We start from the raw sequence: 12,592 nt of genomic DNA on the forward strand, positions 1-12,592 counted from the left end.
GGGAGGTCGGCGACCGGGCCGGCGAAGCCACCACCCTCAACAACATCGGCCACGTGTACGACAGCCTGGGGGATCGGCAGCGGGCCCTGGACCACTACCAGCAGGCCCTCCCCATCCAGCGGGAGGTCGGCAACCGGGCCGGCGAAGCCACCACCCTCAACAACATCGGCCACGTGTACGACAACCTGGGAGATCGGCAGCGAGCCCTGGACCACTACCACCAGGCCCTACCCATCCGGCGGGAGGTCGGCGACCGGGCCGGCGAAGCCACCACCCTCAACAACATCGGCCACGTGTACGACAGCCTGGGGGATCGGCAGCGGGCCCTGGACCACTTCCGCCAGGCCCTACCCATCCGGCGGGAGGTCGGCGACCGGGCCGGCGAAGCCGTCACCCTCCACAACATCGGCAGCGTGTACCACAGCCTGGGGGATCGGCAGCGAGCCCTGGACCACTTCCGCCAGGCCCTACCCATCCGGCGGGAGGTCGGCGACCGGGCCGGCGAAGCCACCACCCTCAACAACATCGGCCACGTGTACCACAGCCTGGGGGATCGGCAGCGGGCCCTGGACTACTTCGACCAGGCCCTATCCATCCAGCGGGAGGTCGGCAACCGGGCCGGCGAAGCCGTCACCCGGTTCAACATCGCGATGCTCCTCAGGGCAGGCGGTGACCTCGACCAGGCGATCCAGGAACTCGAACACGTCGTCGACCTCGACCGACAGGTCGACCACCCCGACCTCGAAGACGACACCCGTGTCCTCGAACAGCTCCGACAGGAACGCACGGAAAGCCAGTAGGGAAGCACTTCGGCCACGGCCGAGCGAGACCCTTTCGATACATCGAAAGGTGTCGTAGTGTGGCGGTCGCAGGCAAGCGCTTTCCTGTCGTGTACGACACGTCGGCGGGTGCTCCTGCGGCGCGGACGCCTGTCCGCCACCACCCCGTCCCATCACCCGTCTCGGAGGACACGTGAGCACACGTGAGAACGGCGCGACGTCGCGCCGCCGACGCTGGCAGGTCGCCCTGCTGCCGTTCGCCACCGTAGGGCTGGTCGCCGCCGGCCTGGTCGTCACCCAGACCGGCGCCCAGGCCGCCACCTGGCCCACCGCCAAGAGCACCACCACCGTCACCACCACCCAGTCGGTCAGCGGCACCAAGGACTACGGCCTGGTGCGCTACAAGGCCGGCGGCGCGATGGGCGACGGCGGCCAGAGCGAGAGCCAGAAGCCGATCTTCGAGCTGGCCGACGGCGCGACGATCAAAAACGTGATCATCGGTTCGCCGGCCGCCGACGGCATCCACTGCAAGGGCACCTGCACGCTGATCAACGTGTGGTGGGAGGACGTCGGCGAAGACGCCGCCACCTTCAAGGGCGGCTCGTCGGCGAACTACACGGTCGACGGCGGCGGTGCCCGGTCCGCCTCCGACAAGGTGTTCCAGCACAACGGCGGCGGCAAGCTGACCATCAAGAACTTCGACGTCAGCAACTTCGGCAAGCTGTACCGGTCGTGCGGCAACTGCTCGACCCAGTACAAGCGGACCGTCGTCATCCAGAACGTCACCGTGACCGCCCCCGGCAAGGTGCTCGCCGGCATCAACACCAACTACGGCGACACCGCGACGTTCTCGGGCATCACCATCTACGGCGACAGCAGCAGGAAGATCTCCATCTGCGACCGCTACACGGGCAACAGCTCCGGTGCCGAGCCGGTCAAGACCGGCAGCGGCCCCGACGGTACGTACTGCAAGTACACGTCGTCGAACATCGTCTACAAGTAGGGCCGACGCTCTTCAGGCATCGAAAGCTCAGCCCCTGCCGAGGCGGGCCGCGCACGCACCGAGGTGGGCGTGCGCGGCCCGTCGCCGTCGCTGGCACCGACGCCCCCAGCGAGCGGGCAGCCAGCTTGTCGCCCACGACAACAGGCCAGGTCACAGCCGCGCGGAGAGTATGACGGAAGACGACTGACAGTTGGCCGTGACATGCGGACGCCTGGACGTCGGAGGTGCGAGAATAGGCGACGATCCAAGACACAGGAGGTGAGCCGGGATGTCGAGCAGCGCCGAGCAGATGCCTGAGTGGCCGACCGCTGAGCACGTACCGGCCGAGGAGATTGCCCGTCGCCAGGGTGTCCGGCCGATCGCCTCCGTCGACGACCTCGCACGGCCGGGCCTGTTCGAGTCCGACGACGAGCTGGACGACTTTCTCGCTGATCTTTATGCCTCCCGCCGGGCCAACGCCGCGTGAGCCTGGTAGTCCTGGACACTGACGTCGCATCGGCCATTCTGCGCGGCCGGCTACACGACAGGCTCCGCACCCGACTGGTGGGTAAGACCCTGTGCATCACCTTCGTCACGCTCGGGGAGCTGACCAAGTGGACTGCGATGAGGAGTTGGGGGCCACGCAAGCTGGCCGACCTCGCGCAGTGGCGGTCCGGCGTGGTGCTGCTCCCCTTCGACGAGGCGGTAGCGACGACCTGGGGCCATCTTCAGGCTCGGGCGCAGCATCGCGGGCGGCCCCGGCCGACGAATGACTCCTGGATCGCGGCGTGCTGTCTCGTCGATCGGCTGCCGCTGGCGACCTTCAACGACAAGGACTACGCCGACTTCGCCGAGTACGACGGCCGCCGGCTCTTCGACGTCTCGTAGGTGGTACGGAAGCGGGAAGTCCGTAAACCCAGGTCAGGCCCAGATGTTCTTGGGCGTCTTCGACCGCCGCACCCACCTTGATCGACGCAGTTGGGGCGAAGTTGCGGTGTCGGCCGCGACGGGACACCGCTACTTCGGCCCACAGGTTTGCCGCTCAGCTCTCGGGCGGCGGTTCGTCCGCACCGCTGCGTGCCCCGGCTCCCGAGACGGGGCCGGGGCGTGCCACTTCCGCAGTCGGTACGACGGGTGGCGTCAGTTGTGCTTGAGGGAGTCGACGAAGGTGCGCCAGCCGTGGGTGTCGAAGGCGAGGGTGGGGCCGGACTTGTCCTTGCTGTCCCGGACGGCCACTCCGTTGCGGAGGTCGGCCACCTCGACGCACGCGCCACCATTTAGGTCGCTGCGGGTGGACTTGCGCCATACCGCGCCGGTGAGGTCCGGGTTCGACATGTCAGCCTCTACTTCATCTCGCCTACTATCCGCAGCATGAGCCTGCGGGACTCCGCCGGCCCCAAGGCCGCAGCCTGGAGACGACCCCACAGCCGATTGTAGGCCCGGAGCGCCTCGGGGCTGTCGAGGTAATCCGCGTCCGTGAACGTCTCCAGGTAGACGACATCCGAGGCGACTTCCTGCCCGAACCGGAGGGTGATTGCCCGCCGCACCAGCCTTGATCGACTCGGTTGGGGTGAAGTTGGGGTGTCAACCGCGCAGGGATACCGCTACTTCGACCCGCAGGTTCTGCTCCGCTCAGATCTCCGGCGGCGGCGGCTCGTCCGCGCCGCGCGCTTTCCACGGCTGGTGCTTGGTGATCCAAGCTTCCACGTCCTCCACGAGCCATACCGCCCCGCCGGCCAACCGGTCGAACGGCTCGGGGAAGTCGGTGCGGCTGGTGAGCTGGACGACGCGGACGCGCGACACCCCCAAGCGCTCCTGAAGCTCCGCGCTTCCGTACAGCCTCCGCCGCCAGCCCACTACCGAAGCATCCTGATTATGCCCCCTTCCTAACTTGGAAGTCCTAGCTGAATCACCGTTATGGGCTTCTAGCAGGTGATGTGAATGCGACCGGCCCCCTTGCGTACTTGACAGGGGGTTGCGAATCGGGTCTTCTGAGTGGGCGGTATACGGGCGCTCTGGCCACTTGCGGCACTCCGTGGCAGAGCCCCGTCCTGTCTCCGAAAGTTGTGGGAGGATCCATGGCTCGGCATGCGAAGGAACCGACGTACCCCGGCCTGCTGGCGCGGCTCTGGCGGCCGTTCCGGCGGCGGCGGGTCGACCCGCTCGACCGCCTCCGGCCGATGCCGAACCACGCGGAGCGCCTGGCGGCGTACCGCGTGAGGGGGGTGGCATCGGTGCCCCACCTGCCGCAACGGCCGCTGCTGCCGGAACGGCCGCTGTTGACGCTGGCGGGGGAATACCGGGCGGGGTGCTGGTCGTGACGGCGCGGCGCGGGCCCGACCACGACGACCGGGGCGAGCAGATCCAGGCGGCGGAACGCGAGGCGGCCCGGCAACGGATCCTCGCCCAGGCCGAGGCGGAGCGGATACCGGCCGAGGAGACCACCCGGGCGGTGCCGGACCGGCGGTGGCGTCGTGGACAGCAGTGAGCTGCTGCCGGTCGGCCGGCGGGTGGCGTACTGGCGGGGGCGGCGGAAACTGTCGCAGCAGGTGTTCGCCGATCGGCTCGGCCGGTCGAAATCGTGGGTCGACAAGGTCGAGCGGGGTGTCCGGTCGCTGGACAAGGTGTCGACGTTGCGGGACATCGCCGCCGTGCTGAGAATCGACACCGCCGTGCTGCTCGGCCGGGACGCCCGACCCGCCACGACGACCGCCCGGATCGAGGGGGTGGAGCGGATCCGGGAGGCCCTGTCGGCGTACGACATCGCGCTCGGTCGCCCGGCGACCCGACCGGCGGCGCCGGCCGGCCGGGTGGTGCGGGACGTCGGGCATGCCTGGGTGCTGTTCCAGCATGCCCGGTACCCGCAGGTGACCACCGTCCTGCCTGGTCTGCTGGCCGGCGTGCAACGGGTCGCCGCCGACGATCACGAGCGGAGCCGCCCGCTGCTGGTGGAGGTGTACCGGCTCGCCGCAGCGCTGCTGGTGAAGCTCGGCGAGGCCGACCTGGGCTGGCTGGCCGCCGATCGGGCCATGGCCACCGGGGCCGGCGATCCCCTGTTGGTGGCCGCCGCCACGGTGCAGCTCGGCCAGGTGTTCCGCGCGTCGGGGCGGGCCCGGGCGGCGCAGTCGGCGGCGCTCGCTGGCGCGTACCGGATCGCCCTGCTCGGACCCGGCGATGGTGGCCCTGGTGAGTTGTCGTTGTGCGGGGCGCTGCTGGTGCAGGCCGCGTTGGGGGCGGCCCGCCTGGGTGACGACCGGGCCGTCGCCGACCTCCTCGACGAGGCCGCCGGGATGGCCGCGCAGGTCGGTGAGGGCCACGACCACCACCGGACCGCGTTCGGGCCGACGGCGGTCGACCTCGCCCGTACCGCCGCCGCCCTGGAGCTGGGCCACGCGGGTGAGGCGGTGGCCTGGCACGAGCAGACGACCCGGCGGGACGCCTGGCGGTGGCTGCCGCTGGAGCACCGGGCGGCGCACCTGATCGATGCGGCCCGCGCCTACCTCCAGGCCGACGACCCGACCAACGCGGGCCGGGTGCTGGCCGACGCCGACCGGATGGCACCCGCCGAGGTACGCCACCGGCCCGCCGCCCGGGAAGTGCTCGGCCAGGTGGCCCGCGCCCCGCACGCCCCGGCCACGATCGTCACGCTCGCCGCCGCCCTCGGGGTGACCTGACCATGACCGCGCCGCACCTGTCGTTGGCGCAGATCCGCAATCGGCTGGTCCTCACCGCCTGCGCGGTCCTCCGCGACCACCGGCCCGACCCGGATGGCCGCTGCCGGGTCTGCCGGGTCGCGGGCTGCCGGGTGTCGGCCGCCGCCCGCGACGTCCTCGCCGCCGCCGCTGCCTGCCGGGAAAACCCTGGCCGGCAAGCCGGCTCCGCCCGGCCAGGAATGCAGGCTGGCTAATCGGTGCCGGGAGCCGCCACCGGCAGGCCCACCGAGGCGGCGATATCCGCCATCCGCTTGTCGTATGTGACCAGCACGTCGAGCGCATCGCCAAGGATCTGGGCGCTTGCCACGTGCAATGCGTCCAATGTTCGAATCCCGGCAGGAAGCGCTGCTGCGGAATCCCGGACCTCCTCGGTCAAGAGGATCTCGGTGAAGTTACGAGCCAGCATCTGCATGGCGTCCGGATAGTCTCCGATCCGGTCGAGGGTGCGTACCGTCTCGACGAACCCGACAGAGCTGGTCGCCATCGGCATGCCGGCCCGGTCTGCCAGAAACTCCTTCAGCTGCGTCACGTGGGTGCGGCCGGAGAGCAGCGTGATCAAGGCGGACGAGTCGAGGTAGATCACCGATCATCGTCCTCACGGTCTGCCAGGAGCAGATCGAGAGGCGACACGTCGGACGGCACGTCGTAACGGGGCAACCGATCGAGATCGCTCGTGGTGGTCGCCTTGAGGCGGATCGCGCCTTTGGCCACCAGGGACGCGTATCTGCCGAGTGTCCCTGAACCCGGCAGCAGGACGGCGATCACGCTGCCGTGCCGCGTCACCTCGATCGACTCGCCCCGCTCGACCCGGGCGAACATCGCGCTCGGGTTGTAGGAGAACTCACGCACGGAAACGGTGCTCACAACACGCCTCCCTTGTGCCGACAACGCCATCATTGTACCTACACGGCTGGCCGCTTGCCTGCACGCCGCGCGATCGGAGTCAGTTGGCGCGGGTGAGGGAGGCGTAGATGGCCAGGTGCCGCTTGAGGACCACGTCCGGATGGAAGGTCTGCTCGTACCGCAGCCGGGCCGGGGCGGAGAGCAGCGCGGCACCGGCCCGCGCGACCGGGAGCGCGGCGGCCAACGCGGCCGGGTCCGGCGGGACCACCCAGCCGGCGGTGCCGCCGAGCAGGCCGGCCGGGACCGCCGGCGGACCGACCGGCGGCGGGGCGTGACCCGCGACCGCCGAGGCCACGGCAGCCGGACCGGTGCCGGCGGGCTCGTGCGGGGCGTCCGCGCCGACCAGGTACGGGATGCCGCCGAGCGCGGTACCGAGCACCGGCCGTCCACTGGCCAACGCCTCGATGATCACGGTGGGCAGCACGTCGTGCCACATCGAGGCGGCGATCACCACGGCACTCGCCTCGACGGCGGCGCGTACCCCGTCCCGGTCGAGTTGGCCCAGGTAGACGACGTCGGCGCGCTCGGCGGCGGCGGCCTCGACCAGTGGGCGCAGCTCACCGTCACCGGCCACCCGCAGCGTGCCGAGGCTGCCCACCGGGTGCCGCCGCCACGCGTCCAACAGCAGGTTGACACCCTTCTCCGGGGTGAGTCGGGCCAGGAAGAGAAAGCCGTCGCCGAGCGGGGTAGGTGCACCCGGGTCGGGCACCGCGTTGGGCTTGACCACGATCCGCTCGGCCGGGATGCCGTAGTCGGTCAGGTGGTCGGCGATGGCCGAGGTGAGCGCGATGAACCGGTCCACCGAACGCCAGGTGCCCCGGTGCACGGCCAGGGTGGCCGCCATCAGCGCGCTCTGCGCCCGCGAGTCGCGGTAGCAGCGGTGCACGATCGACGGCACGGCCAGCGCCCGGCCCTTGCAGTCCTGGCAGATGACGCCGTCGCGGAAATAGATCCCCGACGAGCAGACCTGCCGGTAGTTGTGCACCGTCTGCACCACCGGCACCCCGTGCTTGTGCGCGGTCCGCACCACCCACGGCGACAGCAGCGGGTACGGGTTGTGCAGGTGCAGCACGTCCGGCCGGTGCTCGGTGAGCAGCCGGGACAGCTCCTGCTGGGCGCGCGGGGCGTAGATCGGTGAGATCGGCAGCAGCGCCTTGGCCGACTTCGGCATCGACGGGATCTCATCCGAGCTGCGGATGAACGGCAACACCTCGACCCCGGCGGCGGTGAGCTGCCCGATCTCCGAGTCCACCATCGTGTTCTCACCCGACGGCTGGGCTTCCCGGTACCGGTTGTGCGCCACCACGATTCTCACGGGAACGAAGGCTACCGTGAGGGGGTGCCCGAACTACCGGAGGTGGAAGCGCTCGCCGGCTACCTACGTGAGCGTGCCGTGGGGCGACGCGTCGACCGGGTCGAGGTCGCCGCGATCAACGCCCTCAAGACGTACGACCCGGCGCCCACGGCGGTGTCGGGCCAGGCGGTCGTGGACGCCCGGCGACACGGCAAGTACCTCGACGTGATCTTCGACGGTGACCTGCACCTGGTGGTGCACCTGGCCCGCGCCGGCTGGCTGCACTACCGCGAGGCGTTCCCGTCGACCACTCCGCTGCGCCCCGGCAAAGGTCCGATCGCCCTGCGGGTACGCCTCGACGACGGCTCCGGGTTCGACCTCACCGAGGCGGGCACCCAGAAGAAGCTCGCCGCCTACCTGGTGACCGACCCGGCGCAGGTCCCCGGGGTCGCCAAGCTCGGGCCGGACGCGCTCGACGCCGACCTGGCCACCTTCACCGAACGGCTACGCAGCCGACGGGGGCAGGTCAAGGGGGTGCTGACCGACCAGGCGGTGCTGGCCGGGGTCGGCAACGCGTACTCCGACGAGATCCTGCACGCGGCGAAGCTGTCCCCGTTCGCGATCACCGACCGGCTCACCGACGACCAGCTCGCCACCCTGCACGCGGCCACCCGGGCGGTGCTCGGCGAGGCGGTACGCCGCTCGGCCGGGCACCGGGCGGCGGAGCTGAAAGGCGAGAAGCGCTCCGGACTGAAGGTGCACGCCCGCACCGGGCTGCCCTGCCCGGTCTGTGGCGACACGGTACGGGAAGTGTCGTTCGCCGACTCCAGCCTCCAGTACTGCCCGACGTGTCAGACCGGCGGCAAACCGCTCGCTGACCGTCGGTTGTCTCGCCTCGTACGCTGAGTCACAACCCGCCATTGTTACGGAGAGGTATCGCCTGCGGCGCGTGGAACCTCCCCGTCCGCGCTCTACCCCGGTGGCCGTCCATCGGTATAGTGGCTCGGTCCCCGGCTTCGAAAACTGACGTGAAGTCGGCCGGTTCCTCGTTGGCGACCCCAGACGCAAAGCCCCCCGGCTCCGCGTTTGACCCGCCGCCAGCGTGGGAGACTGGAACGGTGGGCGACCCGGGCCCCTCACGGCGAGTGAGCGGCGCGTGTCATGCGGGAGGACATGGGTTGAGGTGACGACAAGCCTCCAGCGCCCGGTAACCAACACAGGCCGGAGCAGACTCGTGCGGCACGTGGACAGCTTCGAGATCCAGCCGCCGACACCGCCGTCACACAACGGGGTGCCCCGGTCGGCCTGGGCTCGCGCCCGACGCCGGGTGTCCCGCTGGCACCGCCCGTACATCGCCGCGCTGTTGCTGCTCGACTTCGCCGCCGTGGTGTTGGCGGACTGGGTCGCCCAGGAGGCATTCGGCCAGGCACGCGCGGGCTTCTACAACGCGCAGGCGGACCCGACCTGGTTCTACACGGTGGTCTTCCTGCTGGTGCCGCTCGGCTGGTTGGTGGCCCTCTGGGGCAACCGGGCCTACGACCGGCGTTACCTCGGACTCGGCCCGGAGGAATACAAGCGGGTCATCCGGGGTGGTGTCGCGGTCGCCGCGACCGTCTCGTTCGTCGCGTTCGCCACCAAGACCGACCTCTCGCGTTACACGGTGGGGTTCGCCCTCGCCGGGGCCTTGGTGCTGGTCCTCCTCTTCCGGATCACCGCGCGGTTCGTGCTGCACCGCATCCGGGGTCGGGCCGGGCACGCCGGGCACCGGATGGTGCTGGTGGGCACCCTGCCGGAGTGCCTGGAGGTCTACATCGCGGTCACCCGCAACCCGAGCGCCGGCCTGGTGCCGGTGGCCATCCACATCACCGACGGGTACGCCGCCGCCCGGGGCATCGAGACCCCCGTCCCGGTGTACGCCGGCCGGGACGTGCTGGCCCTGGTCCGGGAGGTCGGCGGGGACACCATCGCGGTCTGCGGCTCGGCCAGTGCCGAGCCGGGTGAGCTGCGCCGGCTGGCCTGGCAGCTGGAAGGCTCCGGTGTCGACCTGGTGGTCGCCCCGCAGCTCACCGACATCGCCGGCCCCCGGGTGCACATCCGCCCCATCGAGGGCCTGCCGCTGCTGCACGTGGAGGAGCCGACCCTGTCCGGGCCGGCGCTGCTGGCCAAGAACCTGATGGACCGGGTCGCCGCCGGGCTGGGCCTGCTGCTGCTGGTGCCGGTCTTCCTCGCCGTCGGGCTGGCCATCCGGCTCTCCGACCCCGGGCCGGTCTTCTTCCGCCAGCCCCGGGTCGGCCACGAGGGGCGGACATTCCGGGTCTGGAAGTTCCGCACCATGTACGTCAACGCCGAGGAACGACTGGCCGGCCTGGTCGACCAGAACGAGACCGACGGCATGTTGTTCAAGATGAAGCAGGACCCCCGGGTGTTCCCGGTGGGCCGTTTCCTGCGGGCCTCCTCGCTGGACGAGCTGCCCCAGCTGATCAACGTGCTGTGGGGGGAGATGTCGCTGGTGGGGCCGCGTCCGCTGCCCGCCGACGACGGCGACTTCCTCGGCGACGTACGGCGTCGGCTGCTGGTCCGCCCCGGGATGACCGGGCTGTGGCAGGTGTCCGGCCGCTCCGACCTGTCCTGGGACGAGGCGGTCCGGCTCGACCTCTACTACGTCGACAACTGGTCGCTGGCGTACGACCTGAGCATCCTGTGGCGCACGGTCGGTGTGGTGCTGGCCCGCAAGGGCGCGTACTGAACCCCTTGGCGTGGCGGCCCGGACAGGTCAGGATCGCGGGGTGGGTGGCAACCTCTCCGCCGTGGTCGGCGTCGTCTCGCTGGTGACCGCGCTCGCCGCCGCGCTCTGGGCGGCGCTGCGGCTACGTGGTCGACGGGGCATCGCCACCGCCACCCAACGGGCCACCTACGAGGTGCTGCACACCGCCGGGCTGGCCGCCGAACCACTGCGTACCGGGCTGCACCCGGCGGGCGCGGCGAAGGCCGTACGCCATCTGCGGGCGTTGGTGGGGGCGGCCGGGCTGGCGTTGACGGACGCCGACACGCTGCTCGCCCTCGACGGGCGCGGCGGGCACCACGGCGACCAACTGCTCGCGGCGGCCCGGCGGGTGGCCGAAACCGGGCGGTCGACGGTGCTGGGCGAGTCGGAGCTGCACTGCGACCGGGTGGACTGCCTGGTCCGGGGGGCGGTGGTGGCACCACTGTCAGCCGACGGCCGGGTGGTCGGGGCACTCGTCGCGGTGGCCGACGGGCCACCCGAGCCGGGCCTGGTGCAGGCCACCCTGGAGACCGCGCACTGGGCCGGCAACCAGCTCTCGCTGGCCGAGCTGGACTCGTCCCGGGAGCGGCTGGCCCGCGCCGAGATCCGGGCGTTGCGGGCACAGATCAGCCCGCACTTCATCTACAACGCGTTGACCGCGATCGGGTCGTTCGTGCGCACCGACCCGGAGCGGGCCCGGGAGCTGATCCTGGAGTTCGCCGAGTTCACCAGGTATTCCTTCCGGGCGCACGGGGAGTTCACCACCCTCGCCGAGGAGTTGCGCTCCATCGACCGCTATCTGACCATCGAACGGGCCCGGTTCGGTGACCGGTTGCAGGTGCGGTTGCAGATCGCCCCGGAGGTGCTGCCGGTGACCCTGCCGTTCCTGTGCCTGCAACCGTTGGTGGAGAACGCGGTGCGGCACGGGTTGTCGCGCAAGCCCGGTACCGGCATGGTGAGCATCGAGGCCCGGGACGCGGGTGCCGAGTGTCACATCACGGTGGAGGACGACGGAGTGGGGATGGACCCGGCCACGCTGACCGCGGGGATCGCCGAGCTGACCCGGGCCGGCAGCGACCCGACCGACGACCCCGGCCAGCACGTCGGCCTGTCCAACGTCGACGAGCGGCTCCGCTCGGTCTTCGGCGACGGGTTCGGCCTGGTCGTCGAGACGGGACCCGGCTCGGGTACGAAGGTGAGCCTGCGGATTCCGAAGTTCCACCCGGGCGTACGGGCCGGCGCGTGAACGAGCGGGCCGGCACGGTGAACGCGTCCGGGTTCCTGCGGGTGCTGGCCGTCGACGACGAACCACCGGCGCTCGACGAGTTGGCGTACCACCTGCGGGCCGATCCCCGGGTGGCCCGGCTGCACACGGCCGGGGACGCCACCGAGGCGTTGCGGGTGCTGCGGGACACCGACGTGGACGTGGTCTTCCTCGACATCCGGATGCCCGGACTGGACGGGATGGAGTTGGCCCGGGTGCTGCGCCGGTTCGCCCGGCCGCCCGCGATCATCTTCGTCACCGCGTACGACGACGGGGCGGTCGACGCGTTCGACCTGGGCGCCACCGACTACGTCCGCAAGCCGGTACGCGCCGAACGGCTCGCCGAGTCGCTGCGCCGGGTGATGGGCTCCCGGGTGGTGCCGTCGCATCCGGCGGCGCTGGCCCGCGCCGAGGAGGACCCGACCATCCCGGTGGAGCTGGCCGGGACGACCCGGATGCTGCCCCGCTCGGCGGTGCGCTGGGTGGAGGCGCAGGGCGACTACGCCCGGCTGCACACCGCCGACGGGTCGCACCTGGTCCGGGTGTCGCTGGCCACCCTCGCCGAACGCTGGGCGGACGCGGGTTTCGTGCGCATCCACCGGTCGTACCTGGTGCAGTTGCGGCTGATCGCGGAGCTGCGCCTGGTCAACTCGGGGTACGTGGTGCTGATCGACGCCGCCGAGTTGCCGGTGAGCCGCCGGCACACCCGGGAGCTGAAGGACAAGCTGGTCCGCGCCGCCAAACAGGACTGGAACCGCTGAGCAGGCCCGCGCTGCCGCCACCGCACGGCCGGCCCTGATCGTCGCGCTGTCGGCGAGGTCGCGGTGACGGCCGACCCCTATAACCCGCGCTGTCGGCGAGGTCGCGGTGACTGCCGGCCCGGAACACGCGAC

17 protein-coding genes are annotated in these 12,592 nt (G+C 71.1%); 11 read left to right on the top strand and 6 right to left on the bottom strand.

Going from position 1 to position 12,592, the window contains the following annotated elements:
* From AB0K25_RS01150 to AB0K25_RS01165, 4 genes are all read left to right on the top strand, one after another.
* The coding region (locus AB0K25_RS01150; protein WP_363817673.1) for a tetratricopeptide repeat protein at positions 1-800 on the top strand (800 nt) is incomplete at its 5' end.
* Positions 801-972: 172 nt separating this feature from the next.
* Complete coding sequence (locus AB0K25_RS01155) at positions 973-1,782, top strand: pectate lyase (protein ID WP_219465280.1); 810 nt, start codon at positions 973-975, stop codon at positions 1,780-1,782.
* A 268-nt stretch (positions 1,783-2,050) separates the two neighbouring features.
* On the top strand, positions 2,051-2,248 hold the full coding sequence (locus AB0K25_RS01160) for a hypothetical protein (RefSeq protein ID WP_088642370.1): 198 nt from the start codon (positions 2,051-2,053) through the stop codon (positions 2,246-2,248).
* A complete protein-coding gene (locus AB0K25_RS01165; RefSeq protein ID WP_219465282.1) occupies positions 2,245-2,649 on the top strand; it encodes a type II toxin-antitoxin system VapC family toxin in 405 nt (134 codons plus the stop codon). Before AB0K25_RS01160 ends, AB0K25_RS01165 begins: the two co-directional genes overlap by 4 nt.
* A 252-nt stretch (positions 2,650-2,901) precedes the next feature.
* Here AB0K25_RS01165 and AB0K25_RS01170 read toward each other — a convergent pair whose 3' ends face one another.
* From AB0K25_RS01170 to AB0K25_RS01180, 3 genes are all read right to left on the bottom strand, one after another.
* A complete protein-coding gene (locus AB0K25_RS01170; protein WP_363817678.1) occupies positions 2,902-3,096 on the bottom strand; it encodes a DUF397 domain-containing protein in 195 nt (64 codons plus the stop codon).
* Positions 3,097-3,104: 8 nt separating this feature from the next.
* Positions 3,105-3,308: a Scr1 family TA system antitoxin-like transcriptional regulator gene (locus tag AB0K25_RS01175; RefSeq protein WP_363817681.1), complete on the bottom strand. Its 204-nt coding sequence runs from the start codon at positions 3,306-3,308 to the stop codon at positions 3,105-3,107.
* A gap of 85 nt (positions 3,309-3,393) precedes the next feature.
* Positions 3,394-3,564 carry a DNA-binding protein gene (locus tag AB0K25_RS01180; protein ID WP_363817684.1) on the bottom strand — a complete coding sequence of 57 codons (171 nt, stop codon included), beginning with the start codon at positions 3,562-3,564 and terminating at the stop codon, positions 3,394-3,396.
* A 275-nt stretch (positions 3,565-3,839) separates the two neighbouring features.
* Here AB0K25_RS01180 and AB0K25_RS01185 point away from each other — a divergent pair, with 275 nt between their 5' ends.
* From AB0K25_RS01185 to AB0K25_RS01195, 3 genes are read left to right on the top strand one after another with little or no spacing between them, the layout of a single operon-like run.
* Positions 3,840-4,082, top strand: coding sequence for a hypothetical protein (locus tag AB0K25_RS01185; RefSeq protein ID WP_067306496.1), 243 nt, complete (start codon positions 3,840-3,842; stop codon positions 4,080-4,082).
* Positions 4,079-4,249, top strand: a complete 171-nt coding sequence (locus AB0K25_RS01190) for a hypothetical protein (RefSeq protein ID WP_219465289.1) — start codon at positions 4,079-4,081, stop codon at positions 4,247-4,249. Before AB0K25_RS01185 ends, AB0K25_RS01190 begins: the two co-directional genes overlap by 4 nt.
* Entirely contained in the window at positions 4,236-5,435 is a 1,200-nt protein-coding gene (locus tag AB0K25_RS01195; protein WP_363817688.1) for a helix-turn-helix domain-containing protein, read from the top strand. The genes AB0K25_RS01190 and AB0K25_RS01195 overlap by 14 nt, the downstream gene beginning before the upstream one ends.
* Before the next feature lie 229 nt (positions 5,436-5,664).
* Here the strand turns inward: AB0K25_RS01195 and AB0K25_RS01200 are convergent, their stop codons facing one another.
* The 3 genes from AB0K25_RS01200 to AB0K25_RS01210 all read right to left on the bottom strand — a co-directional run bounded on the left by AB0K25_RS01200 (position 5,665) and on the right by AB0K25_RS01210 (position 7,692).
* Positions 5,665-6,057 (bottom strand): type II toxin-antitoxin system VapC family toxin, encoded by a 393-nt coding sequence (locus tag AB0K25_RS01200; protein ID WP_219465291.1) that lies wholly within the window; start codon positions 6,055-6,057, stop codon positions 5,665-5,667.
* Positions 6,054-6,338, bottom strand: coding sequence for a type II toxin-antitoxin system Phd/YefM family antitoxin (locus AB0K25_RS01205; protein WP_308290950.1), 285 nt, complete (start codon positions 6,336-6,338; stop codon positions 6,054-6,056). Before AB0K25_RS01205 ends, AB0K25_RS01200 begins: the two co-directional genes overlap by 4 nt.
* Positions 6,339-6,417: 79 nt before the next feature.
* Entirely contained in the window at positions 6,418-7,692 is a 1,275-nt protein-coding gene (locus AB0K25_RS01210) for a glycosyltransferase (RefSeq protein WP_363817691.1), read from the bottom strand.
* A 24-nt stretch (positions 7,693-7,716) separates the two neighbouring features.
* Here AB0K25_RS01210 and AB0K25_RS01215 point away from each other — a divergent pair, with 24 nt between their 5' ends.
* The 4 genes from AB0K25_RS01215 (at position 7,717) to AB0K25_RS01230 (ending at position 12,460) form a co-directional block, all read left to right on the top strand.
* A complete protein-coding gene (locus AB0K25_RS01215) occupies positions 7,717-8,577 on the top strand; it encodes a DNA-formamidopyrimidine glycosylase family protein (protein ID WP_357538171.1) in 861 nt (286 codons plus the stop codon).
* A 328-nt stretch (positions 8,578-8,905) separates the two neighbouring features.
* The gene (locus tag AB0K25_RS01220) at positions 8,906-10,417 is read left to right on the top strand and encodes a sugar transferase (protein ID WP_219465297.1); all 1,512 of its coding nucleotides are present in this window, start codon (positions 8,906-8,908) and stop codon (positions 10,415-10,417) included.
* A 40-nt stretch (positions 10,418-10,457) separates the two neighbouring features.
* A complete protein-coding gene (locus AB0K25_RS01225) occupies positions 10,458-11,681 on the top strand; it encodes a histidine kinase (RefSeq protein WP_208565080.1) in 1,224 nt (407 codons plus the stop codon).
* Between the two features lie 17 nt (positions 11,682-11,698).
* Complete coding sequence (locus AB0K25_RS01230; protein WP_363818253.1) at positions 11,699-12,460, top strand: LytTR family DNA-binding domain-containing protein; 762 nt, start codon at positions 11,699-11,701, stop codon at positions 12,458-12,460.
* The last annotated feature ends 132 nt before the right edge of the window (positions 12,461-12,592 follow it).

The sequence above is a fragment of the Micromonospora sp. NPDC049257 genome, assembly GCF_040678915.1.
GTDB classification, from domain to species: Bacteria; Actinomycetota; Actinomycetes; order Mycobacteriales; family Micromonosporaceae; genus Micromonospora; species Micromonospora antibiotica.

What these genes read in the sequence shown, in the direction of transcription:
- AB0K25_RS01185 (WP_067306496.1), top strand. Translation starts at nt 3,840, where the DNA reads ATGGCTCGGCATGCGAAGGAACCGACGTACCCCGGCCTGCTGGCGCGG.
- AB0K25_RS01170 (WP_363817678.1), bottom strand. Translation starts at nt 3,096, where the DNA reads ATGTCGAACCCGGACCTCACCGGCGCGGTATGGCGCAAGTCCACCCGC.
- AB0K25_RS01160 (WP_088642370.1), top strand. Translation starts at nt 2,051, where the DNA reads ATGTCGAGCAGCGCCGAGCAGATGCCTGAGTGGCCGACCGCTGAGCAC.